The organism is Amycolatopsis vastitatis (assembly GCF_002234595.1).
GTDB classification, from domain to species: Bacteria; Actinomycetota; Actinomycetes; order Mycobacteriales; family Pseudonocardiaceae; genus Amycolatopsis; species Amycolatopsis vastitatis.
The window spans coordinates 149,137-173,002 of the sequence record NZ_NMUL01000039.1 but is presented as its reverse complement, the minus strand read 5'-3'; the positions used below and the strand labels follow the sequence as shown (position 1 = coordinate 173,002).

The window sequence follows — 23,866 nt, the reverse complement described above, 5'->3', positions numbered from 1 at the left end:
CCGCTACGACGGTGACCTTGGGTGCGCGAGACGCCGCTCGACGTGAGCATGATCGCTGTGTAGCGTTGTAAGCGGATGCTTACAAATCTTGGAGCACGGGGGTTCCACATGACTGCCGAAGCACTCGCGTACCCCTTCAACGAGGAGGCGGGGCTCGACCTCGACGAGGCCTACGCGGCCGCCCGCGATGCCGAAGGCATGGTCCGGGTGAAGATGCTCTACGGCGAGCCGGCGTGGCTCGCCACCCGCTACGCCGACGCGCGGCTGGTGCTGGGCGACCGCCGGTTCTCGCGGGCGATGGAGAAGGAAAAGGACGCGCCGCGCCTCTCGCCCGCCGTGCAGGACGGCGGCATGCTGCAGATGGACCCGCCGGACCACACGCGGCTGCGGACGCTGGTCGCGAAGGCGTTCACCATGCGGCGAGTCGAGCTGATCCGGCCGCGCGTCGCCGCCCTCGCGGCGGAGCTGATCGCGGAGATGAAGGCGGCCGGGCCGCCCGCCGACCTCGTCGACGGCTACGCGCTGCCCATCCCGGTCGCGGTGATCTGCGAGCTGCTCGGCGTCCCGGTCGCCGACCGGCCGAAGTTCCGCGCCTGGAGCGACGCGGCGCTGTCCACGAGCGGGCTGACACCGGAGGAGTTCGAGCGCAACCGCGAAGAACTGCGTGACTACATGCGCGGCCTGATCGCCGACCACCGCACGCGGCCCCAGGACGACCTGATGACGGCGCTGATCGAAGCCCGCGACGTCCGCGACCGGCTCACCGAGCTGGAACTGGTCGACCTGTGCGTCGGCATCCTCGTCGCCGGGCACGAGACCACCGCGAGCCAGATCCCGAACTTCGTCTACGCGCTGCAGGACCAGCACGAGCAGTGGGAGCGGCTGTGCGCCGACCCGGACCTGGTCCCGGTGGCGGTCGAGGAGCTGATGCGGTTCGTGCCGCTGGGTGCCGGCGCCGCGTTCCCCCGCTACGCCACCGAAGACGTCCAGGTCGGCGACGTGCTCGTGCGGGCGGGTGAGCCGGTGCTGGTCGCCGTCGGCGCGGCCAACCGCGACGGGCTGCAGTTCGACGACGCGGACAAACTGAGCTTCGACCGCGGGGACATCCACCACCTCGGCTTCGGCCACGGCGTCCACCACTGCCTGGGTGCACCGCTCGCCCGGCTGGAGCTGCAGGAGGCGCTGCGCGCCTTGGTCACCGAAATGCCGGAGCTGCACCTGGCGGGCGATATCGTGTGGAAGACACAGATGATCGTCCGCGGACCGCGGTCGATGCCGATCGGATGGTGACGATGAGCTGGCACGTGGAGATCGACGAGCACACCTGCATCGGTTCGGGGATGTGCGCCGCGCTGCTGCCGGAGGTGTTCGCGCTGGACGGCGCGGTCGCGCACCCGGTGACGTCGTCGGTCGACGCCGATGAAACCGTGCTCGACGCGGCCGATTCGTGCCCGGCGATGGCGATCACCGTGACCGACGGCGGCCGCGAGATCGGCCCGCGTCCTTAAGGTGTGAAGCGGCCGTGTTCGGTGACCACGGCCGTGAGCAGTTCGTACGGCGTGACGTCGAACGCGGGGTTGAAGACTCCCGCGTCCGGCGGCGTGACCGGGACCCCGGCGTACTCGGTGAGCTCGCGGGCGTCGCGTTCCTCGATGGCGATCCGCGTGCCGTCCGCGAGCTTGGTGTCCACTGTGGACGAAGGGGCGACCACGACGAACGGCACGCCGTGGTACCGGGCCGCGATGGCCAGGCCGTAGGTGCCGATCTTGTTGGCGACGTCGCCGTTCGCGGCGATCCGGTCGGCGCCGACGAGGACGCAGTCGACCAGCCCGCGCGCCATCGCCGCGGCGGCGGCGCCGTCGGGCTGCACGCGGTAGGGGACGTCCGCCTGCGCGAGCTCCCACGCCGTCAGCCGGGCACCCTGCAGGAGCGGCCGGGTCTCGTCGACGAGCACTTCTTCGACGAGACCGCGTTCGTGCAGGTGCCAGACGACGCCGAGCGCGCTGCCCCAGCCGACGGTCGCCAGCTGCCCGGCGTTGCAGTGGCTGAGCAGCCGCAGCGGCCGGCGCGGGCACTCGGCCAGCACGAGCTCGGCGGCGTGCTTCGACGCGGTCTTGTTGAGTTCTTCGTCCTCGGTGAGCAGGGCCAGCGCTTCGGCGAGGACGGCGTCCGCGCCTTCGCCGAGCTTCGCGAGCGCGCGTCCGACACCCCAGGCGAGGTTGACGGCGGTCGGCCGGGCGTTGGCGATCACGTCGGCCTCGCTCCGGACGTCCCCGCCTCGGCGGGCGGCGAGCGCGACGCCGAGGGCACCGGCGGCCCCGAGCGCGGGCGCGCCCCGGACGGCGAGCCGCTTGATGGCGTCGACCAGCTCGTCGACGGTGCGGAGTTCGAGCAGCCGGAACTCGGCGGGCAGCGCGGTCTGGTCGATGATGACGATCGCGCCGTCCGCCCAGTCGATGGTCCTGCGCACGTGCCCTCCCTGGGGATTTTCGCTTGCCCGGCCGGTGAGGATGGAGCCGTGACCATTGAACGGCAGAACCCGCCCGGTCTGCACACGACACCGGGGTATCACCACGTGACGGTGGCCTCGCCGGGCCGCACGCTGTACCTGGCGGGCCAGTGCCCGCTCACCGAGGACGGCTCGGTCGTCGACGGCGACGTGCTCGCCCAGACCGACCAGGTCGTCGCCAACACGGCGGCCGCGCTGGCCTTCGCGGGCGCTTCGCCGTCCGACGTGGTCCGCACGGTGATCTACGTGGTGACGGACTCACGTCCGACGCTCTCGGCGGTGTGGGACCGCCTGGTGGAGTCGGAGATCGGAGCGGCCTTCACCACGGCGAGCACGTTGCTGGGAGTGGCGCAGCTGGGGTACACGGGACAGCTGGTCGAGCTGGACGTGACGGCCGCGCTCGCCTGATGCCCCTCCGATCTCGCGTGATTAGAGGGGCATCACTCGTGATTGGCGGGTCGACACGAGGTTGGCCGGGTTTGCGTCAGAGGCCGGCCATCAGGTCGGTTTCCGTGATGCCCGGGCCCTGGCCCGTGCGGATGAACCACTCCGTGCCGAAGGCGAAGGTGAACGCGTCGTCCGGCATGGCCAGCATGAACATGTCCTCGCTGATCTGGCTCGGGTGGGCCCGCATCGCCGCGCGCTTGACCGGCGCGTACTTCGACACGTCGACCGCCGCGGTGATCTCCGCTTCGGGTTTGCCGAACTCGACGTTCTCCGGCGGTTTCGGCGCGGCCTCGGGCGGCATCAGGCCCTGCTCGACGGCCGCTTCGAAGCCGCGCTGCATGAACTCGCGGTTGAAGGTGGCCTGGAAGACGCGGGCGGTGCCGGCCAGCTCGGCGGCGCGGACGCCGACGCGGTGCACCTGGATGTGGTCCGGGTGGCCGTAGTCGCCGTTGTCGTCGTAGACCGTCAGCACGTCGGCCGACTCTTCGCGCAGGATCGCCGCGAGCTGCTCGGCGGCCTTTTCGACGTCGGCGCGCCAGAAGCAGGCCGGGTCGTCGTTCGTCGGCTCGCCCATCATCCCGGAGTCGCGGTAGCCGAGGAACTCGACGCGCTCGACGCCGAGGATCTCCGCGGCCGCGTACGACTCCTGGACGCGCCTGTCCTCCAGTTTTTCGCCTTCGGCGAGGAAGCCTTCAGGCACTTCGCCGGCCTCGCCCTTGGTGGCGACGACGAGCACGACCCGGTGCCCGTCCTCGACGGCTTTGCGCATGACGCCCGCGGTGCGGAGACATTCGTCGTCCGGGTGGGCGTGGAAGGTGACCAGTGTTGCCATGTCTCCGACGCTACCGGCAGGCACCGACAAAAACCGCCTGCCGGTGTGCGGTCCTGCCCGCTAGGGTGCGCGATCGTGGCCGACGCCGAGAAAAGCACGTTGCGGATGTTCCTGCGGGCGCAGCGCGAGAGCGTCCTGGCGATCCTCGACGGCCTGGGGGACGAGGCGCTGACGACTCCGGTCCTGCCGTCCGGCTGGACCCCGCTGGGCATGGTGGAGCACCTCGGGCACGCCGAACGGCACTGGTTCCAGGAGGTCGTCACCGGCACCGCGGATCCCCTGGCCTGGCGGGACGAGCCCGGGCTGCTGGTCACGCCGCGGCGTCCGGAGGCCGTCTTCGCGTTCTACCGCGAACAGTGCCGCCGGTCCGACGAGATCTTCGCGGCGACACCGCTGTCCGCGCCGCCGCGGGGCCGCCACCCCGGCCCGCTCGCCGACGAGATCGCCGATCTGCGCGGGGTGGTGCTGCACGTGATCGAGGAGACGGCCCGGCACGCCGGCCACCTGGACGTGGTGCGGGAGCTGATCGACGGCCGCACCGGCCTGGGACCGCGTTAGCCGGACTGCTCCTTCGAACACCACCAGGTCGACCGGCCGCCGACCGTGCCGTGCGTCATTTCGGCGCCGCACCGCGGGCAGTGGTCGCCCGCCCGGCGGTGGCCGATGATCTCGCCGGTGTGGACACCGCCGTGCTCGATCGCCGCGCGCAACGACTTCCGCAGCGCCTTGTGCAGGTTCGCGAGGTCGTCGCCGGCCAGTTCGTTCACCGGACGGGCCGGGCTCAGCGCCGCCTGCCAGAGGGTTTCGTCGGCCAGCAGGTTGCCGATCCCGGCGACCACGGACTGGTCCAGCAGCCGCGCCTTCACCGGCGCCCGCCCGCGGCCGACGCGGTCGCGGAACTCGCGGCGTGAGATCTCCCCGGCGTCGGGGCCGAGCGCGTCGAGGTCGGGGTCGAGCCGCACCCGGGACAGCCGCCGGGTGTCGAAGAGGCGCAGCTGTTCGCCGTCGGCGAAAGTGATCCCGAACCGGAACCACTCGGGTTTCTCTTCGCGGTCGCGCAGCCGCCTCGGCGGCCCGCTCTCGCCCGCGAACCGCAGCTGCCCGGCCATCCCGAGGTGCAGGCCGAGGTGGGGGCCGGGCTGCCCGTCCCCGCCTTCCGTTTCGCACCAGAGGGTTTTGCCCCGCCGGTGCGCCGCGGTGAGCCGGCCGCCTCGCAAGGCGGCGGCGATGTCCCCGGGCGCGTGCGGACGGCAGACCCAGTCGTCGTGGTCGTCGACGTCCCGGATCTTCCGGCCCAGCGCACCGGTGAGGACCTGGCGGGCGAGTTCGACCTCGGGGAGTTCGGGCACGCATTTCAGTGTGCCGTAACCCCTTCAGGGACGCCGGTCGCGCCGGGCCACCAGCAGCGCCGGGAGGATCACCACCGCGGTGAGGGCGAAGGTCGCGGGGTACCCGGCCGAGCCGATGAGCAGCCCGGCGCCGAGCGCGCCGGCCGCCATGCCGAGGTCGTAGGCCGCGTTCCAGATCGCGCTCACCGCGCTTTCGCCGCCGGCGGGCACCCGGGCGTACATGAGCGTCAGCGTCGCGTTCTGCAGGACGCCGAACCCGGCGCCGAACACGAGCGCCCCGCCGATCACCGCGGCCGGCGTGCCGGTCCACGCGATGGCCGCCATCCCCGCGGCGGCCGCCACCAGCCCGGGGACCAGCAGCCGGGCCGGGCCGTGGCGGTCGCCGAGCCGCCCGGCGATCCAGCGGGTCACGGTGGCCGCCGCGGGCTGCGCGAGCAACGCGCTCGCGGCGACCCAGGCCGGCTGGTCCGAGGCGGCGAGCGGCAGGAAGGTGACCAGGACGCCGACCGCGGCCGCCGGCACGGCGAAGAGGCTCGCGGGCCGGGTCAGCACCGGGTTGCGCAGGCCGGCGAACACCCCGTGCCCCTCGTCCTCCCGCGGCGTCGCGCCGTGCCGCGGCAGGCCGGGCACGGACACCAGCGCCAGCAGCGTGGCCACGGCCGTCACCACGAACACGGGGGTGTAGCCCCAGTGCGCCGCCGCCCACACCCCGGCAGGCAACGCGAGCAGGCCGGGAACCCCGCCGACGATCCCGACGAGCGCGAGGCCCTCACCCCGCCGCCCGGCCGGGATGAGCAGGGCGGTGACCGCGCCACCGGCCACGACGGCGATCGCGAACCCGATGCCGCGCACCACGTTGACCGCGACGATCACGCCGAGGCCGGCGCTGAAGGGCAGGACCAGCGCCGGCGCGCCGAGCAGGAACAGCCCGGCGGCCAGCGCCCACCGGTAGCCGACCCGGGCGACGAGCCTCGGCGTCACCAGCTCGGCGGCCACGGTGGCCAGCAGCAACGCGACCGTCGCCAGCCCGGCGCCGGTGTCCGAGCCCGCCTGCTTCGCGAACAACGGCACCACCGAAAGCGGCAGGTAGAAGCCGATCGACGAGCCGACGATCGAAACGAAACGCACCGCCAGGGCGCGGGACACCAGCCGAGGGCGGACTTGCAGGTCAACGGTCATGCCAAGAACGCTAGAAGCGAACTGGGTCACCGGTAAGGTCCAGTTCCATGGCTGTGGAGTGGGCCGGTTCGGGTCCGGAGCTGCTGTTCACGATCGACCGCGAGAGCGGCGCCGGGCTCCGCGCGCAGCTCGAGGAGCAGCTGCGCGACGCGATCTGCGGCGGCCGCCTGGCCGGCGGCGAGCGGCTGCCGTCGTCGCGTGAGCTGGCCCGCGCTCTCGGCCTGTCCCGTGGCCTGGTGCAGGACTGCTACGCCCAGCTGCAGGCCGAGGGATACCTGACGAGCCGTCCGGGATCGGCCACGCGCGTGGCCGCGGTCGCCCGCCGGGCCGCGCCACCCCGGGCCGGCACCCAGGCCCCGCCGCGGCCCGCGCTCGCCGACTTCCGCCACGGCGTCCCCGACCTCCGCCTGGCCCCGCGCGAGGACTGGGCGTGGGCCGTCCGCGAGGTCTGCCGCACCGCGCCCAACACCGCGTTCGACTACGGCGACCCGGCAGGCGACCGGCAGCTGCGCGAGGTGCTGGCGGCCTACCTGCGGCGGGTGCGGGCGGTCGCGGCCACGGCCGAGCAGGTCGTCGTCTGCACCGGAATGGCGCAAGCTCTCGGATTGGTGCTGCGGGCGCTCGCCGCGGGCGGCATCGGCACCCTGGCCTTCGAGGACCCCGGCGCCGTCCGCTCGACGGCCGGGCAGGCGAACGCCGCGGGCCTGACCGTGGTGCCGGTCCCGGTCGACGAGGACGGCCTGGACGTCGGCGCGCTCGACGACTGCGGGGCCCGCGCCGTGCTCGTGACCCCGGCGCACCAGTGGCCGACCGGCGTGGTGCTCGCCGGGCACCGCCGTCAGGAACTGCTCGCGTGGGCGCGACGGCGCGACGGCGTCGTCATCGAGGACGACTACGACGCCGAGTTCCGGTACGACCGCGACCCGGTCGGCTCGCTGCAGGGCCTCGACCCCGATCACGTCGTCTCGCTCGGCACGGTCAGCAAGTCGCTCGCGCCCGCCCTGCGGCTGGGCTGGCTGGTCGCCCCCGGACGGCTGCTTCCCGCGGTGGCGCGGGACAAGCTCGTCAGCGACCGCGGGAGCCCGGGCCTCGACCAGCTGGCACTGGCCCTGCTCATCGAATCCGGGCGCTACGACCGGCACCTGCGCCGCGCCCGCGCCGAATACGCCGCCCGGCGCCGGACGCTCGTCGACGCGCTGGCCGCGCACGCCCCCGGTCTCCGCGTCACCGGGCTCGCGGCCGGCTTCCACGCGATCCTGCACCTGCCGCCCGGGACGGACGAGGCGCGGGTGATCGAGCAGGCCCGGCAGCGGGGCGTCGGGCTCTACGGCCTCGCCCCGCTGCACCACGCTCCGGGGCCGAGGCCGCCACGGCTCGTCCTCGGCTTCGGCGACACCCCGCAGCACACGATCGAGCCCGCGATCGCCGCCGTCGCCGACCTCCTGCGCGGGTGATCAGGACAGCGTCGCGGCCGTGGTGGTTTCCCAGGCGAACCCGTCCGGGTCGGTGAACGGCTCGCTCGCGCCGGCGACCGCGATCCGGTGCGAGCCGGAGCCGCCGGGGGAGACGCCGGCGTCCTTGGCGAGGGCCTTGTGCCGGTACAGCGCCAGCTTGACGGGGCTCGAACCGGCGTCGAACTCGACGTACATGCGGCCGAAGCTCTTGCCGACGGTCAGGCCGCGGTCGACGTAGAACTTCTTGCTGGCGGCCACATCGGCGACGCCGAGCAGGAGCACGACGGCGTCGAATTCGCGGGTGGCCGGGCCGGTGTTCTTCTTGGCGGAGGTCGCGAGCTTCCAGATCGCCCCGTCCGGCGCCCGGACGGTGCCACCGTAGCCCCACATGGACTTGGTGGCGGGCTTGATGGTCGTGGCTCCGGCCTCGAGAGCGGTCTCGATCAGGGAGTCGACGTCGGCCGGCTGGGGCACGGTGAGGGAGAGGGTGAAGCCGCGGAAGCCGGTGGTCGGCGCTTCCGTGGCCCGGAAGCGCAGCTGGCTGCCGAGTCCGAAGGCGCTGGTGTAGAAGCGTTCCGCGGCGGCGGGGTCGGTGACTTCGAGGGTGATGGCTTCGATGTTCGTCATGCCGGTAACGCTAGGTGCGGCCCGCTGACCGGCGCTTCTCGATTCCTGATCGGTCTGCCGCGGTACTTTGGGGACCGGGCGAGGGGGAGGAGCAGGCCGTGACGAACGGTCCGCGCATCGAGCGGTTCGACCCACTGCAGGCGACGGAGACGGAGTTCGCGGGCTACCACGCGGTGGTGGCGGCGAGCGAGGCCGCCGACCGGCCCGGCGAGCCCGGGCTCCCGCTCGCCGAAGTGGCCGGGCGGCTGATCGAGCCGCTTCCCGGCATGGGCCCGGCGGCACACTGGGTGGCCCACCGCGGGCGGCGGCTCGTGGCGTTCGCCGAGGTCCATTTCCCGGAGGCCGAGAACAGCGGGATCGCGCTGACCGACATCACCGTGCACCCGGACGAACGGGGTGCCGGGATCGGCACGGCGCTGCTGCGGACGGTGGTGCCGGAGCTGCGGGCGCGGGACTGCCGGACCGTCGAAGGCTGGCAGGTGGTCGTCGGCACCGCCGGTCAGCGGTGGGCCGAGGCACGGGGTTTCCGGCCGGTCCGCGCGATCGCCCGGCAGGCGCTGGTCGTCCCCGGGGCCGACCGGGCGCGGTGGGACGTCCCGGTGCCCGCGGGCTACCGGCTGCGGTCCTGGACCGGCGCCGCACCGGAGGACGTCGTCGCGTCCTACGCCCGGGCGCGAGGGGCGATCCACGACGCTCCGCTCGGCGAGTCGGAGTACCGGTGGCCGGAGTGGACGGTCGACCGCGTCCGCGCCGCCGAAGCGGACTTCCGTGCCCAGGGCATCGAGCAGCGGGTCGTGGCCGCCGTCGACGAAGTGAGCGGCGACGTCGCCGGGTTCACCGAAGTGTGCCTGCACCCGCGCCGGCCCGACTGGGCCTACCAGCGGGACACCGCCGTCCTGGCCGGGCACCGGGGACACGGCCTCGGCCGCTGCGTCAAGGCGCGCATGGCCCGGTGGCTGGTCGCGGAGCGGCCGGCGGTGGCGCGGATCAGCACCACGACGGGGGAGGACAACGCGCACATGCTCCGCGTCAACTCCGACGTCGGCTACACGACGCTGCGCAGCGTCGTCGGCGTGCGGCAGGATCTCGCGGAGCTGGCGGCCCGGCTCGGTTAATCGCTGGGCAGGACCGGCGGCGTGCTGATAGCTTGCCGTGGACCGTGACCCGACCTTCGGAGGTGAGACCCATGAACGCTGGATCGATGTGGGTGCTCCCTGCCGTCGTCACGGTCGGGCGGCTGACGTAAGGGTCGCCGGGAGCGCTCGGCAAGCACTCCCGAAAGGCGACACCCATGAAACCTGGACAACCCACCGTGGTGGTCACCCGGGTCGCGGAGCGGCAATGGCACGCTCTGGACGACGACCGCGTGGTCGGCCGCGGCGAAGCTTCTCCCCGGCCCGACGGACGGCTCTTCCTGAGCATCGACGTGTGGCACGGCGCGGTCTTCGACCAGCTTGCCGACGTCATGCTCCCGGCCCTGCCGAGGCCACTGTCCACAGTGGTCGATGAGACCGACGTCGAGCTGACGTCCCGCTGGCGCCGGGCCGGCTTCACGATCCGGCGCCGCGAAGGGGAATACCTCGTTCCCACGGCCCCGGCGGCGCCCTCCGCCGTGACGATCGTTCCCGGCCGCGAGGCGGACGAAAAGCGGCTGCGCGAGCTGGACCGCGCGATCCGCGCCGACGTCGAGGCAGGCGTCGGCTGGCACGAAATGCCGGCCGAGGTGCTGCCCCGGATTCCGGAGCTGGACCCGTCGAAGTACACGATCGCGGCCCGCGGCGACGAGTACGTGGGCCTGCTCCGGCTCGCGGCGGTGCCCCGGCAGCCCCGGATCGGCCTGGTCGCGGTCCGCGCGTCCGAGCAGCGCCGGGGAATCGGCCGAGCGCTCCTGACCCACGTGCTCGGTGCCCTGCACGACGCCGGAATCGAGACGGCGTCAGCGGAAGTGGGCGAGGCGAACGTGGCGGCGGCGGCCCTGTTCGACGGCGCCGGCGCGCGGCGGACCGGCAGCAACCTCGAGCTGGTGTTGCGCTGATGGCGAAGACCGCGGGCGGTATCGAGGTGGAGGGCACCGTCGTCGAGTGCCTGCGCAATGCCACTTTCCGGGTGGAGCTCGAGAACGGGCACAAGGTGCTCGCGCACATCAGCGGGAAGATCCGGAAGAACTACATCAAGATCCTTCCGTTCGACCGGGTGCTGGTGGAGCTGAGCCCGTACGACCTTGGCCGGGGGCGGATCCTCTTCCGGTACCGGAACTAGTGTCCGGTGTTCGTCGCCGGGGTTCGTCCCCGGCGACGGACCCCGCGCCGGGTCAGTACTCCTTCTTGATGACGAAGTAGGAGCCGCGGATGGTGCCGGCGAGTTTGGACTTCTGACGGGCGAACTTGAACGAGGCGAGCTCCGCGGGGACGTCCATCCCGTCGGAGAGCTTGAATCCGACCGCCCGTTTCCCGGCTTCCTCGATCGTGTACATCACGTTGATCGACAGGCCGTTCTCGTAGAAGACGTAGGCCATCCGGATGTTCTCGACCTGGAACGCGGTCGCTTCGAGCGGGCGGGAGGCGATGACGATGCCGCGTTCCTCCTCGAGGATCCGGTGCACCCACTCGATGGTCTGCGCGGCGTCGCTCGCGGGCTCGACGGTGAAGACGTGATCGTACTTGTTCTTGAAGTACCGGGCCTCGTTCGCCCGCAGGCCGGCGAGTGCGGCCGCGACCGGCGAAGACTCCAGGCCGGTGGTCGACACGGTGTCGAAGTCCACGGCGTAGGGCATGGCGTGTTCCTCCGGGGTGCGAACGGTCGGCGGAGCCGTCTCCGCCGAGGGGCCGACCCAGCGTAAGCGCCGGTGACGGGGGTCGGCGACCCGGGAGCGGCCGCCGGCCGTCCGTCGACGAGCCCGGCAGTCAGCACGTTCTGACCTTCCTGTCCGGCGCGACGTACGGCTCGGCGACGTAGCCGGTGACTCCGGTGGCATTGTCCGTGAGCGAAAAATACGCGTAGGGATCCGAGCCGGTTCGGGGAACCACGCAGTGCACGGTCGCGGTGTGGCTCCGGTAAGCAAGGCCTTTCGTCGCGCTGGTCGTGCCGGGTTCCGCATGGACCCGAATTCCGTCATCGATGAACTTCCCGCCGATGTCGGCCGCACCATCGGCCGCACCATCGGCGGCGACGCTCGGTGGAGCGGCGGCGGTCGGCGCCGGGAACTGCGGCGTGCCGTTGGCCGTCAACGCGATGACCGCCGCCGCGGCGATCGCGGTGCCGGAGGCGGCGACCCCGGCGAATTGACGTGGGCCGGTGGCAGCGGCACCCGCGGCCGCGCCGGCTTTGTGCCCGGCTACCGCCACGACGGTAGCGGCCGTGCCCGCGGTGGCCGCGCTCGCCTTGGCGGCGCCGACGGTGGCGAGGTAACCCAGGGCCGCGCCGCCCAGGACGATCGGGGCGATGATCGCGCGCAGCCCGCCGTTGACGTCGGCGAGTTCCGCCGCCAGCGCCCGGCAGTTCCCGCATTCGTCGAGGTGGCTTTCGACCTGGGCGCGTTCGCGTTTGGACAGTCCGTCGCGGGTCCACGCGCCGAGCCGGTCGACGCAGGCCCGGCAACCATCGGAAACGGATTCGCTGAGATGCACCTGCACGTATGCCTGGCGCAGTCCCTCCCGGGCGCGGTAGGCGAGCGCGGAGACGCCGTTCGCGGTCAGCCCCAGCAGCGGCGCGATCTCGGCCGGGCTCTGCTGTTCGATTTCGGTGTGCCAGAGCACCGTCTGCCAGCGTTCGGGCAGCCGCGCGAAGGCCTTCGCGGCCATCGTCCGTTCCAGCTCGGCGATCGCGGTGTCGGTGAACGGCACCGTCAACCTCTCCGCGAGCTTGCCGATCGGCGCGGACATGTCCTCGTTGAGGTCGACCCGGCGCTCCTTGCGGGTGCGGTCGTACGCGGTGTGACGCAGTGCGGTCAGCAGGTACGCCCGGAAGGCTGTCTCCGGTCCCTTGCCGCCACGGAGGGTGTCGAGCACCTTGGCGAACGCCTCGGACACGAGATCGTCGGCTTCGGAGCTCGAGCGGGCCAGCTGACGGGCCAGATTGCGGGCCGCGCCGGTGTGCCGTTCGTAGAGCGTCCCGTACGACGCGAGCTTCCCGGAGCGGACCTCCGCGATCAGTTCGGCGTCACTCTTTCCGCTGAGATCGGCGGGATCGGTGGACACGGAAGCCTCCTGGAAGTCGGTACTTGCCCGGAGGACCGGCGAACACGGCAGCCATGACGCAAGACACGCGGAAGAAATTTCTCCGAACCCGCGTCATGCTCCCCGGCGCTCGCGGTCCAGTGACTCCATGACAGGACTGACCTGGAGCGCACTCGCGGCGGCCGCGCTGCTCAACGCGGCAAGGCTGGCGGTGTTCTGCCTCGCGCTCCGCGCCCATCGCACGGGGAAGGTCCCCGTGGCCGACCTGGAAAGGCTCATTCGAGCGTGCTATCCGCGTCGCCTTCGAGAACGTGATCGCGTATGAGAGTGCGGCTACAGCACGTGACCCGAATACGGCGCATCCTCGGCAGGCTTCGTGAGACGACCGCCCGCCCGGCCGCCGATGGACACGGCGACGGCCGCGCCGGCCAGGCAAACCACGGACGTGATCAGGAAGATGGCGCGGTACTCCGTCAGCAGCGCCTCACGGACCGCGCCGAGGTAGTCGGCGAGTGCTCGGTCGTAGGCGGGTTGGGACGGGAACAGGATCCGGATCGGCGGGTTCAGCGACGCGGTCAACGTGTGGAAGTAGTGCAGGCCGAAGGCGGACACGGCGGCGACGCCGACCAGCATGCCGGTCATCCGCGCCACCACGACCGCGGCCGAGGCGACGCCGTGCTGGGCGCGCGGCACGGCACGCAGCGCGACGGCCGACAGCGGGGCGATGACCAGGCCGAGCCCCAGTCCGGCGAGCGTCAGGTCGACGTCGAGGCGCGGCAGCCCCAGCACGGACCTGGCCGCGAGGACGTCGGCGGGCCAGCGGGACATCAGCAGGTAGCCGCCGGCCGCGATCAACATCCCGGCGCCGGCGATCCAGCGTTCGCCGATCCGCGTGGCGAGCAAGCCGCCGAGCAGCGCGCCGACCGGCAGCGCGACCAGGAACCTCAGGAGGAGCACGACACTGCCGCCGTCGTCGCGGCCGAGCAGTGTCTGCGCGAACAGGTCGACGTCGACCAGCGTGATCATCAACGCCGCCCCCGCGGCGACGCTCGTCCCGAGCGCGGTGAGGAACGGCCGCAGTGCCACGTTCGCCGTGTCGATGAGCCGGACTTCGGCGCGCGACTCCCACCAGAGGAACGCGGCCAGGCTGAGCCCGGCGCCGATCAGGAACGGCACTCCCCACGGCGGCAGCACCTGCTCGCGCGGGTTCGGGTTGTCCAGGCCGATGACGAGCAACGCGAGCGTGAGCGCCAGCAGCAGGACACCGGCGAGGTCCACGCGCGGCCGCTCGGCGGGTTTCCCGCCCCGCACGGAAACCTGCACCGCGACGGCGGCCAGCAGGGTCAGCGGGACGTTCACCCAGAACACGCCGCGCCAGCCGGTCGCGGCGGCCAGCCCGATGCCGTAGAGCGGCCCGAGCACACTGCCGAGCTCCTGCGCGGCGCCGACGGCCCCCAGCACGGCGGAGCGGCGGTTCCCCGGCCAGAGATCCGCGGCCAGCGCGAGGGTCACCGGAAGCAGCGCGCCACCGGCGGTCCCCTGGATCACCCGGCCCACGACCAGGACCGGCACCGTGCCGGCCAGCGCGGTGACGACCGACCCGGCGAGGAAACCGCCGAGGCAGGCCTGCAGCAGCAGCTTGCGGCCGAACCGGTCGGACAACTGGCCGAGCAGCGGCATCGCGGCCACGTAGCCGAGCAGGTAGCCGGTGATGACCGGCGTGACGATCTCCAGCCGGTTCACCGGAACGCTCAGGTCGTCGATGATCTGCCGCAGCAGGCCGACCACGACATAGGTGTCCAGCGCGCCGAGCAGCACGGCGAGACCGCCGGCGCCGACCGCGAGCGCGCGGCCGCCGCGCGAGCCGGTCAGCCCGGTCACGCCGGCGCGGTGATGGTGACCGGCTTGTCCACGTCGGACAGTGTGACGTCCACGCTGCCGCCGCCCTGGTACCCCAGCGAAGCCTTGACCGGCAGGTGGCCGCCGTCCCGGCGGAGCCAGAAGGTGGCGTTCGCGTCCGAGGACACCCCCGGCACCAGGGCGGCCAGCGCGTCCTTCGGCACCGTCCCGGTGACGCGGTACGTCGGCGTGCCGTCGACGTCTTCCGTCCCGTCCGTCTTCGGGCCCTGGACCGAGGACAGCACCTTCGGGATGCCGCGCTGCGGGTCGAGGATCGCGGACGGGTCGTAGATCGAGGAGCTCAGCACCGCGGGGATCTTCTGGAACCCGCCGGTGGGGCCCTTGATGTACAGCGAGCCGTTCACCAGGACGAACTGGGCGTCGACGACCTGGCCCATCAGCTCCAGCGTGCCGGTGCCCTTCGCGCCGCCCCCGTTGGCCTTCGTCAGGTCACCGTCGAGGCTGTGCACGCTCAGGCCCGGCACGGTGCCGTTGACCTTCAGCGTGAAGTGCGTGCTGGTGACACCGCCCGCTGCCTGCGCGCTGTCCTTGAGCAGGGCACCGGCGTCGGGCAGCGCCGCGTCTCCGCTCGAGGAGCAGCCGGTGACGATCGCCGCGCTCAGCGCCATCGCCGTGAGCAGGGTACGCCGCAGAATCATGCGTCCACCCTAGATCAGGGGCGTTCGGTCCGTGGCAACGGCGGCCGAACTGCGCTGCTGAACCGCCGGACTCGCGCCGGGGCAGAATGGCGGCGCGAGCGGATGTCCGGCCCGATCGAGGGGAGCTGACCCAGTGGCACGTCTTCACGTCGGCTGCGCGATGTGGACCCACAAGGCGTGGCCCGGGCGGTTCCTGCCGCCGTCGCTGCCGGCCAAGGAGCGCCTGCGGGCCTACGCCGGCTGGTGCAACGCCGTCGAAGGCAACACCACCTTCTACGCCACTCCCGCCCGGGACACCGTCGCGGCCTGGGCGCAGCAGACCGATCCCGGTTTCCGGTTCGTGGTCAAGCTGCCCAAGGTCGTCACGCACGAGCGCCGGTTCGCCGGGGTCGAGGCCGAGATGCGGGCGTTCCTGGACGCGATCGAACCCCTCGGCGAACGGGCGGTCCTGTGGACGCAGCTGCCTGGCTCGTTCAGCCCCTCGGACGTCGACGCCCTCGGCCGTTTCCTGCGGCGGCTGCCCGCCGACCGCCGGCGCGCGGTCGAGGTGCGCCACCCCGGGTTCTTCACCGATGCCGGCTCGGCGTCGCGGCTGGAGGGGACACTCGCCGGTGCGGAAGCCGAGTGGGTGCCCTTCGACACCACCGTCTTCTTCCAGCGACCGCCGTCCAGCGAGGCCGAACGGGATGCTTGGGCCAAGAAACCGCGGCTGCCGCGGCGGACGAAGGCGCTGACCGACCGGCCGATCGTGCGCTACCTGGGCCGGGACTCGGTCGAGGAGACGGTCGAGGGGTGGCGGCCGTGGACCGCGGTGGTCGCCGGCTGGCTGCGTGAGGGCCGGTCGCCGACGGTTTTCGTGCACACCCCCGACAACGACGTCGCGCCGGCGCTCGCCCGCCGGTTCCACGACGACGTGCGAGCGCTGGTGCCCGGCCTCGACGCGCTGCCCGAGCCGGAGCCGGTCGAGCCGGCGACCCTGTTCTGAGCGCGGGTGCGCGCCGCGGCGTGCCTGCCGGTGATCGTCGCGGCCGGCTGGTGGGCGGGCGCGCGCGACACGCTCCGGCTGGAGGAACCGCCCTGGCCGCCGATGCCGTGGTCGTAACGCCGGAGCAGGCGCAGGATACGATCCGGCCAATGCCAGTGGCGTAGCGCAGAGGCAGCCGCGCCTCCTTTCCCAGGAGGGACACGCCGGTTCGAATCCGGCCGCTCTGGCAGGCCCGGTCCTGGTGCGGGGACCGCAGGAGGGGGGAACCGCATGATCACCGAGGCCGATCTCGCCGTGTTCCACGAGACCGTCGCGCGGCTGCGGGCGTTGCCGTCGGACGATCCGGTGCGGCTGAAGGCCGAGCGGGTGGCGGAGTCCTTCGCCCGCGAGGGCCGGCAGAGTCGCAAGAAGGTCCGTGCGGCCGAACGCGCCGAAGCGGACGCGACCGTGGACGCCGCGACGGCGACGGGAGCCCTGGACCGGCGCGAGGACGCGCCCCTGCGGGAGGCCCCGGACGCGATGGCCCGACCGCTGGCCCGGCCGAGGCGCTGTTACGTCTGCAAGGAGCCCTACCGGCTCGCGGACGCCTTCTACCACCGGCTCTGCCCACCCTGTGCGCAGGACAACGCCGAACGCCGGCGAGCGAGCACGGACCTGACCGGACGCCGCGCCTTGCTCACGGGCGGCCGGGTGAAGATCGGGTTCCAGCTGGCGCTGATGCTGCTGCGGGACGGCGCCGAACTGCTGGTGACGACCCGCTTCCCGCGTGACGCCCAGCGCCGCTTCGAGGCGGCGCCCGGCAGCGCGCGGTGGCTGGACCGGCTGACGGTGCTCGGCGTCGACCTGCGTGATCCCCGCCAGGTGCTCGGCCTGGCCGAGTCGCTGCGCGCGGACGGCCGGCCGCTCGACATCCTGGTCAACAACGCCGCCCAGACCGTGCGGCGGCCGCCCGGGTCCTACGCGGCGCTGATCGACGGCGAGACCGGCGTACTGCCGTCGAACGTCCTGCTGGCCCCGGGATTCAGCCCGATGCTGGCCCTGGGGCCGAGCCGGGGCGCCCTCGCGCTCGCCGAGATCGACGAGGCGGGGCTGCTGCCGGACAGCGCCCCGGTCAACTCGTGGTCGGTCCGCGTGGGCGAACTCGACGCGGCGGAAGTGCTGGAGACGCAGCTGATCAACGCGCTCGCGCCGACGCTGCTGTGCGACCGGCTGCTGCCGCTGTTGCTGGCCTCACCGCACCCGCGCCGGTACGTCGTCAACGTGACCGCCGTCGAGGGCCGGTTCGCCGTGCGGAACAAGACTTCCGGCCACCCGCACACGAACATGGCCAAGGCGGCGCTCAACATGCTGACCCGCACCAGCGGGCCCGAACTCGCCGAGCGGGGCGTCTACATGTGCTCGGTCGACACCGGCTGGATCACCGACGAGAACCCGCTGCCGAAGAAGGCCCGGGTCGCCGGAGACGGGTTCCGCACGCCGCTGGACATCGTGGACGGTGCCGCCCGGGTGTACGACCCGATCGTGCGGGGCGAGCGGGGTGCGCCGAGCGCGGGGGTCTTCCTCAAGGACTACCGGGAGGCGGCGTGGTGAACCGGCTCGAACCCCTCCTGGCGTGGCTGCGCACCGGCGCGGTCACCGCCGAACGGCGGGACTTCCCGACCGGCACGGTGCTGCCCGACGGCCGGCTCGACCTGTGCAAGTCGGCGCTCGGCCCGGACGGCGCGGCCTTGGTGGCCGAGGCGCTGCGGCCCGGGGTGATCAAGCATCTCCTGCTGGGCACGGACGGCCTCGGCGACGGCGCGGCGGAGGTCGCCGGGCAGGCCGTCGAGCGCGAGGTCGAGACGCTCTACCTGGGCTGCAACGGCATCACCGCGGGCGGCGTGTGCCGGATCGCGGACAGCCTGCGGATGTCGCCGCAGGCCGGGCGGGTGACCGGGGTCTGGCTCAAGCGCAACCCGGTCGGCGACGGCGACGCGGCGGCCGCGCTCATCGAGGCCGCCCGGTCGTTGCGCACCCTGGATCTCGTCCAAACCGGACTCGACGCCACCGGCGTGGCGCGGGTGGTGGCGGCGCTCCTCACCGCGGCCGGAGAAGGCCGGCGCATCGAGCGGCTCTACCTCGGCGGCAATCCGCTCGGCCCGGCCGGGGCGGCCCACCTGGCGGACCTGCTGGCCGCCGGCGCCGTGACCGAGCTGTACGTGTCCGCGGCCCAGTTGGGCGACGAGGGCACGCACACCATCGCTTCGGCACTGAAGCCGGGCAGCCTGCGCCGGATCTCCCTGGCCAGCAACGGAATCGGCCCGCAGGCGACGGCCGGGCTGGTGATCGCGGCGGCCCGCGCCGGGGTGGAGGTGTGCGATCTCGGGCGAGTGAAGGCCGCGAAGGTCCTCGACGCCCGGGACAACCGGCTGGACGAGACCGCCACGACGGCCATCGCCGACGCGCTCGCGGAGCGGCCGCACCGGCTGCGGCACCTCGTGCTGAGCAACACCGGGCTCGACAGCCGGGCCGCCCACCGGCTGCTGGACGGCGCTCGGCGAGCGGCCACGCCCACCCGGTTCGTGCTCGGCAAGGGCGTCGCCACCAGCATCAGGCGGCGGCTCGACGCGGCGAGCGCCGAGGTTCCCGAACGGCCTGAGGTGCCCGCCGATGTGGCGGCGGTGCGCAGTGTGCACCGCGGGGACTAGGTCGCGCGTCCGAGGTTCGTTGGCAGCGGCGCGGCTGGGGGAGTTAGCGAGGCAGCTTCGTGAAGACGTCGACCCAGAACCGTTGCCGGTCGTCGGGTACGCCGACGAGGTAGGTGGCCCGGAGCTTGGGCGGGAGCAGCGGGACCAGCCGCGCGACGACCTTGCGGTGCCGGCGCAGCTGGGACAGCTCGGCGTTGGCGAGCACCTGGTGCACGAGGTCACCGCCGTCGCCGCCCTCGGCCGACGCCGATTCGGACCGCAGGCGCTCCACCCACCGGTCCGCCTGCCGGGCCAGCTCGGCGAGCCCGGTCACCGGCCGGTTGGCCAGCCGGTCGACCAGCGCGGTCAGCGGCACCGGCGCGTACTCGCCGTCACCGAGGTAGATCGTGGCTTGTTCGAGGGGCAGGCCACGCTCGTGCAGCTTGACGAGCCGTTCGATGGTGCGCTTGGTGATCCACTCGCGGCCCTCGTCGTCGATGTCGTGCTTCCACCACTCCAGCACGGTTTCCGCCACACCGCCGTACTTGCGGATCAGCCATTCGTTGGCCGGGATGTCGGCCGGCTCGACCACCAGCGACGCGGTGAACCGCGTCGCCTGCGCGATGTTGTTGCGGGACACCAGGAGCTTGCGTCCCAGGTGGTACGGCGGGTTCTGGATCGCCACCTGGGCTCGCAGGTTCTCGATCGGCCGGCCGGCCAGCGACCACTCCTGGGTGATCTCCATCAACCGGGCGAACGCCGCCTTGTCCTTGGGGCGGTTGTACTCGTCCCACACGATCGCCTTCGGCGCGCGGCCGGTGAACGGCTGCGCCATCAGGTTCTCCAACGTGCCGTCCGAGGTGGGGATCGGCGCGCACAGGTCCTCGACGTTGGTCACCGGCAACGAGAAGTACAGCGGGTCGCGGCCGAGCCCGGCGCGGAGCGTCTCGCGCACCAGCTCGGTCTTGCCGCAGCCGGGCGGCCCTTGCAGCAGCACGCTCCAGCGGTTGCGCAGCGCGGCCCGCAGCACCTGCCGGACCGGATCCGGGACGGTGGCGGGGTTGGGCACACCCAGCGCGCCGGCCAGCTTGTCGAGGATCTCGGACGTCCGGTCCACGCTCTTCTTGCCGCGCGTCTCCGCCAGCCGCAGCCGCTCGCCGTTGACCAGCGGAAGCGCCCAGCGCAGCGGGAACTTCTCCCGGGCGAGGGCCAGGACGTGCTCCATCGTGCGAGGGGACAGCAACTCGCGCAACTCCGGTCCGAGCGACGCCCGGACACCGAAGAACGGACCCAGGTCCCAGCCGTGGTGACGCGCCGCGAGCTTGCCGCGCCACGCCGTGTCGTCGGCGGTCACCCGCACGGTGACCATGCGGTCCAGGATCGCGAGGTCACTGCGCCGCGCGGCGGTTTCGGCGAGCGACTCGTTGTCGGTCAGGAAGACGCCGATGCAGCCGAGCGCGCGCAGGTCGAACTCGCCCAGCGTCCAGTTGCACGCGACCTGCATGAGCTGCGACTGGATCGTCTCCGCCGCCTGCAGTGAGTCGTCGATCAGCAGCACGAACGGCTTGCCCGGCCGCAACTGGCTCATCACGAGCTGCCGCAGCACGAACTCGCCGTTCTCCCGCACCGGCGCGTTGATCAGCAGATCGTCCGGCGTGAGGTTGGCGGCGGGCACGAACACCAGCTCGGTGCCGGGGTGGGCCTCGGCGATGTGCGAGAAGAAGGTCGCCGTCTTGCCGATGCCGTGCGTGCCGAAGATCTGCCCGGTCTGGCCGATGTCGATCATCGCGTCGATGAAGCGGGTCAGCCGGGAGCCGCCTTCGGGCGCGGTCCGGTGGCGCGAGGTCTCGGTCATCGGGTTCTTCCGGTCACGGGCCGCACGCGGTGGCAGGCCATCGGTGGTGTGTGGGCGTCGGGCCAGTCGTCGCCGCCCTCGGTGATCAGCCAGATCCACTTGTCCGGCTCGGCCGGCGTCACGGGCGGGGCGTACCCGTCGGTGAGCACGACGACGGCGTCCGGGCGGTCCTCGAAGGACTTTCCCTCCACTGTGGACCGTCCCTCGACGTAGTCGACCACGGCCTGGAAACTCGTGCCGCCACCGCCGAGCACCGGTTCACCCGGCCGGAACGGCATGACCACCCCGTCGAAAGCCAGCCAGTGCGCCCGCACGCCGTCGATCCCGCCGACCAGCCCGGTCATCCAGTCCACCACGCTCGAGGGCATCGACCCGGACGTGTCGTACGCGATGACCAGTACCTTGTCCCGCACCGGCCCGCGTCGCGACAGCATCGGCTCGTGGCCGAGCGCGGCCAGCACCGCGCCGCGTTTCTTCGGGTACACCAGCCGCTCGCCCTCGCGCAGCTTCGAGCCGAGCACGTCGGCCAGCCACCGCTGCCACCAGTCGACCTTGCCGGTCTTCGCCGTCACGCCCCGCAGCGCACCCGCGCCGAGGTTGCCCCAGATCCGGCTCGCCGTGTCCTCGGTGCGGCCCATCAGGTCGAGCAGCTCGGACCCGGCCCGGTCGTTGCCGCGGCGGGCGGCCAGCAGCGAGTTCAGCAACGCCGACGACACGGCCGCGTCGAGCGCCTCCTGGTCCAGCGGAAGCCGATGGGTCACGTGCACGCACGACGGCGACGGCACCGGCGGGTGCTTCATGCGCTTGAGTTCGGTGTAGACGGTCAGGTCGGTGCCGGTGAAGCCGTCGTACGCCAACGGCTCCAGCCCCTGCGCGGTGAGGTCTTCGACGTACCGCCGGTGCACGGCCACGGGGTCGACGCCGGCCGGTTTCCCGTCCAGCACGGGCAGTCCCCGGCCCAGCCGCACGATCGCGACGTGGTTGATCACCACCTCGGCCGCGAGCGTGAACACCGGATCGTCGCGCAGCTCCGGCTCGGCGAACAGGTGCCGGTGCACCAGGTGCCGGGCCTCGTGGAACAGCACGAACTTGACGCCGTCCAGCCCGATGCCGGCGAAGAAGCCGGGGTTGAAGAGCAGCAGGCACGTGCCGTCGCCGGACGCGACGACCGCCGCGGTGTCGATCGCCGTCGTGGCGATCTGGTGGCGGCACTTGGCGAACAGCCACGAGCCGACCACGGACTCGGTGAGCCCGAAGTCGAGCAGCGCGGCCTCCTTGAGCCGTTCGGCCTCGGCGATCACCGCGGGCGGGGCGGGCTGCCAGCTCGCCAGCGCCCGCCGGTCGGTCAGGTCGACGACCGGCAGCCGTTTCCGGTGACTCACTTTTCCCCCTGTAGCATCCGGGCTGGCGGGTCGTAGCGCAGAGGCAGTCGCACCTCTTCCGCAAGGAGGGACACGCTGGTTCGAATCCAGCCGCCCGCCACTCACACCCGCGCGATGGCGCCGCAGGTGGCCACCAGTTCGGGCACCGTCCCGGCGAACGTCGGGAGCAGCTGCGCCAGCACCGCCCACGCGTCCAGGTTCGCGCCGAGCTCGGCGCGGACCGCCGGCGCCAGCGAGGCGGCGGCCTCACCCACGCGATGCGGGAACAGCTGGGTGCCGACGGACAGCACGGCCAGCACGTCCCGGGGCGGCCGGCTGTGCTCGATGTACTCCCGTGGCTCGACGATGCCCGCGTTGCGGAGCCGGTTGGTGAACTTGGCGTGCGAGCCGAACTGCGCGCGCAGCCGCGGCGGGCAGTCGATCCGCTCGGCCAGCGCCCAACGGGTGAACCCGGGCAGCGGCTCCACCCGGTCCGCCTCGGCGACCGCGGCCCAGTCGGGCTTGCTGACGGCTCGTGCCGCCGTCCGGGCCGACCTCATCGTCCGTGCCTCGCGCAGCCCGCCGATCAGCCCGTGTGGACTGACCGGGATGGCCGGTGCCGCGTGCGAGCAGAACTGCTGCCCGCAATCGACCCGCACGGGCAGCGGCCCGTCCGCGGCGCCGAACGGCAGGCCCCGCAGGATGTCGCGCTTGAGTGCGTCGCCCACGTGGCTTTGGTGGAACACGAGCCGGTTCGTGCCGGGATCGTCCCGTTCGAGCATCCACAGCAGAACCGACGCGGGCGCGTGCAGCCGCCTGAGCTCCCAGGCGGCGCCGGTGTCGGTGAGCGGCGCCGGAGTGCCGATCCCGAGCCGCCGCCGTACCGCGGAGGCGTCGACGGGCTCGATCAGCGAGAGCAGGAAATGCACCCCCAGCACGGCGTTACCACTCTTCACGGCGGTGAGTATCGCAGAACGTCCGCCGTGACCGCGGCGGTTTTTCCGGGCGGCCTGCCGGGCCCGTGGTTAGCCGGGCGTCGCGTTGCTTCTCGCGACGAGGCCCTGCAGTTGCCGTTCGTGCACGGCGGGCAGCCAATCCTTGCCGAACGTGGCCGCGGGGCCGATCCGCGGGTCGGCGGATCCACCTCCGTCACGCAGAGCGTGCACGTACGCGCGATCCAGGTCGATCCGTGCGCGTACCTGACCGGCTCCGCCGACGGACCCGTGGCCGGGGACGACGACGTCGACGTCGGCCGCCACGTCCTCGAGCAGCCGCAGCGCGGCGAGGTAGTCCTCGATCGGGTCGGCGGCGGCGTTCACGTCGGGCATCGGGATCAGGACATCGGAAAGCATGTCGCCGGCGAGGAGGACCCCGCGCTCCTCGATCAGCAGCGCCGCATGGCCCGGGGCGTGCGCCTGGTGCTCGACGATCCGGACTTCCGGGCCGTCCCAAGGAATCCGCACGGCTTCGGCGGGCAGTGCGGTGACGAGCCCGAGCAGGTCCAGCGGGACCCGCTCGACGATGTCCGGCGGCATCATCCGGGCGACCCGGGCCTTCGCCTGCGCGTCCGGCAGCCGTTCGCGGACGGTGGCCGCGCAGCGGGCCGTGCCGTACCGCGGCGCCGTGCCGAACCCGGCGTGCCAGAGCAGGTGGTCCCAGTGCGGGTGCGTCGAAAACCCCGCCACGATCGGGCCCAGCTCGCCGGCGTCGTTCGCCAGGCAGGCCATTTCGTCGCCGAGCACCCCCGGGTCGACGAGCAGCAAGCCGTCCCGGCCCTGCACGACGACGGCGTTGCTCTGGCAGAACTCGCTCGTGTGGACGAGTACACCCTCTGCGACCTGGGTCAGCACGGGCGGAACAGTAGTGCCG

24 protein-coding genes and 2 tRNA genes are annotated in these 23,866 nt (G+C 72.7%); 13 read left to right on the top strand and 13 right to left on the bottom strand.

Annotated features, from left to right (window positions below):
- Nucleotides 1–108: 108 nt before the first annotated feature.
- The gene (locus CF165_RS33660) at nucleotides 109–1,290 is read left to right on the top strand and encodes a cytochrome P450 (RefSeq protein WP_093951617.1); all 1,182 of its coding nucleotides are present in this window, start codon (nucleotides 109–111) and stop codon (nucleotides 1,288–1,290) included.
- Nucleotides 1,284–1,508 carry a ferredoxin gene (locus CF165_RS33655; RefSeq protein WP_093951616.1) on the top strand — a complete coding sequence of 75 codons (225 nt, stop codon included), beginning with the start codon at nucleotides 1,284–1,286 and terminating at the stop codon, nucleotides 1,506–1,508. The genes CF165_RS33660 and CF165_RS33655 overlap by 7 nt, the downstream gene beginning before the upstream one ends.
- On the opposite strand, the gene mtnA is transcribed toward CF165_RS33655, so the two are convergent.
- Entirely contained in the window at nucleotides 1,505–2,470 is a 966-nt protein-coding gene (mtnA, locus tag CF165_RS33650; protein WP_093951615.1) for an S-methyl-5-thioribose-1-phosphate isomerase, read from the bottom strand. The genes CF165_RS33655 and mtnA overlap by 4 nt on opposite strands.
- A 48-nt stretch (nucleotides 2,471–2,518) precedes the next feature.
- On the opposite strand from mtnA, the gene CF165_RS33645 reads away from it, so the two are divergent.
- The gene (locus tag CF165_RS33645) at nucleotides 2,519–2,917 is read left to right on the top strand and encodes a RidA family protein (RefSeq protein WP_093951614.1); all 399 of its coding nucleotides are present in this window, start codon (nucleotides 2,519–2,521) and stop codon (nucleotides 2,915–2,917) included.
- A gap of 76 nt (nucleotides 2,918–2,993) precedes the next feature.
- Here the strand turns inward: CF165_RS33645 and CF165_RS33640 are convergent, their stop codons facing one another.
- Entirely contained in the window at nucleotides 2,994–3,788 is a 795-nt protein-coding gene (locus CF165_RS33640; RefSeq protein WP_093951613.1) for a PIG-L family deacetylase, read from the bottom strand.
- Between the two features lie 75 nt (nucleotides 3,789–3,863).
- Here CF165_RS33640 and CF165_RS33635 point away from each other — a divergent pair, with 75 nt between their 5' ends.
- Nucleotides 3,864–4,346, top strand: a complete 483-nt coding sequence (locus CF165_RS33635; RefSeq protein ID WP_205661038.1) for a DinB family protein — start codon at nucleotides 3,864–3,866, stop codon at nucleotides 4,344–4,346.
- On the opposite strand, the gene CF165_RS33630 is transcribed toward CF165_RS33635, so the two are convergent.
- Together CF165_RS33630 and CF165_RS33625 are read right to left on the bottom strand one after the other, a co-directional pair.
- Nucleotides 4,343–5,137, bottom strand: coding sequence for an Fpg/Nei family DNA glycosylase (locus CF165_RS33630; protein WP_093951612.1), 795 nt, complete (start codon nucleotides 5,135–5,137; stop codon nucleotides 4,343–4,345). The two genes, CF165_RS33635 and CF165_RS33630, sit on opposite strands and share 4 nt — an antisense overlap.
- 24 nt (nucleotides 5,138–5,161) lie before the next feature.
- Nucleotides 5,162–6,316, bottom strand: coding sequence for an MFS transporter (locus tag CF165_RS33625; protein WP_093951611.1), 1,155 nt, complete (start codon nucleotides 6,314–6,316; stop codon nucleotides 5,162–5,164).
- 47 nt (nucleotides 6,317–6,363) lie between these two features.
- Here CF165_RS33625 and pdxR point away from each other — a divergent pair, with 47 nt between their 5' ends.
- Complete coding sequence (pdxR, locus tag CF165_RS33620; protein WP_167441633.1) at nucleotides 6,364–7,770, top strand: MocR-like pyridoxine biosynthesis transcription factor PdxR; 1,407 nt, start codon at nucleotides 6,364–6,366, stop codon at nucleotides 7,768–7,770.
- Here pdxR and CF165_RS33615 read toward each other — a convergent pair whose 3' ends face one another.
- A complete protein-coding gene (locus CF165_RS33615) occupies nucleotides 7,771–8,397 on the bottom strand; it encodes a VOC family protein (protein ID WP_093951610.1) in 627 nt (208 codons plus the stop codon).
- 98 nt (nucleotides 8,398–8,495) lie between these two features.
- Here CF165_RS33615 and CF165_RS33610 point away from each other — a divergent pair, with 98 nt between their 5' ends.
- From CF165_RS33610 to infA, 3 genes are all read left to right on the top strand, one after another.
- Nucleotides 8,496–9,512, top strand: a complete 1,017-nt coding sequence (locus CF165_RS33610) for a GNAT family N-acetyltransferase (protein WP_093951609.1) — start codon at nucleotides 8,496–8,498, stop codon at nucleotides 9,510–9,512.
- A 176-nt stretch (nucleotides 9,513–9,688) separates the two neighbouring features.
- Nucleotides 9,689–10,432 carry a GNAT family N-acetyltransferase gene (locus tag CF165_RS33605; protein WP_093951608.1) on the top strand — a complete coding sequence of 248 codons (744 nt, stop codon included), beginning with the start codon at nucleotides 9,689–9,691 and terminating at the stop codon, nucleotides 10,430–10,432.
- A complete protein-coding gene (infA, locus tag CF165_RS33600; RefSeq protein WP_020640384.1) occupies nucleotides 10,432–10,656 on the top strand; it encodes a translation initiation factor IF-1 in 225 nt (74 codons plus the stop codon). The genes CF165_RS33605 and infA overlap by 1 nt, the downstream gene beginning before the upstream one ends.
- Nucleotides 10,657–10,708: 52 nt before the next feature.
- Here the strand turns inward: infA and CF165_RS33595 are convergent, their stop codons facing one another.
- The 4 genes from CF165_RS33595 to CF165_RS33575 form a co-directional block, all read right to left on the bottom strand.
- The gene (locus tag CF165_RS33595) at nucleotides 10,709–11,170 is read right to left on the bottom strand and encodes a DUF8821 family protein (RefSeq protein ID WP_093951607.1); all 462 of its coding nucleotides are present in this window, start codon (nucleotides 11,168–11,170) and stop codon (nucleotides 10,709–10,711) included.
- A gap of 130 nt (nucleotides 11,171–11,300) precedes the next feature.
- Complete coding sequence (locus tag CF165_RS33585; protein ID WP_338023509.1) at nucleotides 11,301–12,593, bottom strand: sigma-70 family RNA polymerase sigma factor; 1,293 nt, start codon at nucleotides 12,591–12,593, stop codon at nucleotides 11,301–11,303.
- 312 nt (nucleotides 12,594–12,905) lie between these two features.
- Nucleotides 12,906–14,453, bottom strand: a complete 1,548-nt coding sequence (locus CF165_RS33580) for an MFS transporter (RefSeq protein ID WP_093951605.1) — start codon at nucleotides 14,451–14,453, stop codon at nucleotides 12,906–12,908.
- Nucleotides 14,450–15,130: an LppX_LprAFG lipoprotein gene (locus tag CF165_RS33575; protein ID WP_093951604.1), complete on the bottom strand. Its 681-nt coding sequence runs from the start codon at nucleotides 15,128–15,130 to the stop codon at nucleotides 14,450–14,452. Before CF165_RS33575 ends, CF165_RS33580 begins: the two co-directional genes overlap by 4 nt.
- 133 nt (nucleotides 15,131–15,263) lie before the next feature.
- On the opposite strand from CF165_RS33575, the gene CF165_RS33570 reads away from it, so the two are divergent.
- The 4 genes from CF165_RS33570 (at nucleotide 15,264) to CF165_RS33555 (ending at nucleotide 18,802) form a co-directional block, all read left to right on the top strand.
- Nucleotides 15,264–16,115 (top strand): DUF72 domain-containing protein, encoded by an 852-nt coding sequence (locus CF165_RS33570; RefSeq protein WP_500676271.1) that lies wholly within the window; start codon nucleotides 15,264–15,266, stop codon nucleotides 16,113–16,115.
- 152 nt (nucleotides 16,116–16,267) lie between these two features.
- Nucleotides 16,268–16,343, top strand: a tRNA-Gly gene (locus tag CF165_RS33565).
- 42 nt (nucleotides 16,344–16,385) lie between these two features.
- Nucleotides 16,386–17,705 carry an SDR family NAD(P)-dependent oxidoreductase gene (locus CF165_RS33560; protein WP_093951602.1) on the top strand — a complete coding sequence of 440 codons (1,320 nt, stop codon included), beginning with the start codon at nucleotides 16,386–16,388 and terminating at the stop codon, nucleotides 17,703–17,705.
- Complete coding sequence (locus CF165_RS33555; RefSeq protein ID WP_093951601.1) at nucleotides 17,699–18,802, top strand: leucine-rich repeat domain-containing protein; 1,104 nt, start codon at nucleotides 17,699–17,701, stop codon at nucleotides 18,800–18,802. Before CF165_RS33560 ends, CF165_RS33555 begins: the two co-directional genes overlap by 7 nt.
- Nucleotides 18,803–18,845: 43 nt before the next feature.
- On the opposite strand, the gene CF165_RS33550 is transcribed toward CF165_RS33555, so the two are convergent.
- Entirely contained in the window at nucleotides 18,846–20,636 is a 1,791-nt protein-coding gene (locus CF165_RS33550) for an AAA family ATPase (RefSeq protein WP_093951600.1), read from the bottom strand.
- Entirely contained in the window at nucleotides 20,633–22,018 is a 1,386-nt protein-coding gene (locus CF165_RS33545) for a vWA domain-containing protein (protein WP_093951599.1), read from the bottom strand. Before CF165_RS33545 ends, CF165_RS33550 begins: the two co-directional genes overlap by 4 nt.
- Nucleotides 22,019–22,042: 24 nt before the next feature.
- Between CF165_RS33545 and CF165_RS33540 the strand changes: the two genes are divergently transcribed.
- Nucleotides 22,043–22,118: transfer RNA gene (locus tag CF165_RS33540), tRNA-Ala, on the top strand.
- 1 nt (nucleotide 22,119) lies between these two features.
- Here CF165_RS33540 and CF165_RS33535 read toward each other — a convergent pair.
- Together CF165_RS33535 and CF165_RS33530 are read right to left on the bottom strand one after the other, a co-directional pair.
- A complete protein-coding gene (locus CF165_RS33535; RefSeq protein WP_093951598.1) occupies nucleotides 22,120–22,953 on the bottom strand; it encodes a hypothetical protein in 834 nt (277 codons plus the stop codon).
- Between the two features lie 69 nt (nucleotides 22,954–23,022).
- A complete protein-coding gene (locus tag CF165_RS33530) occupies nucleotides 23,023–23,847 on the bottom strand; it encodes an MBL fold metallo-hydrolase (protein WP_093951597.1) in 825 nt (274 codons plus the stop codon).
- Nucleotides 23,848–23,866 lie beyond the last annotated feature (19 nt).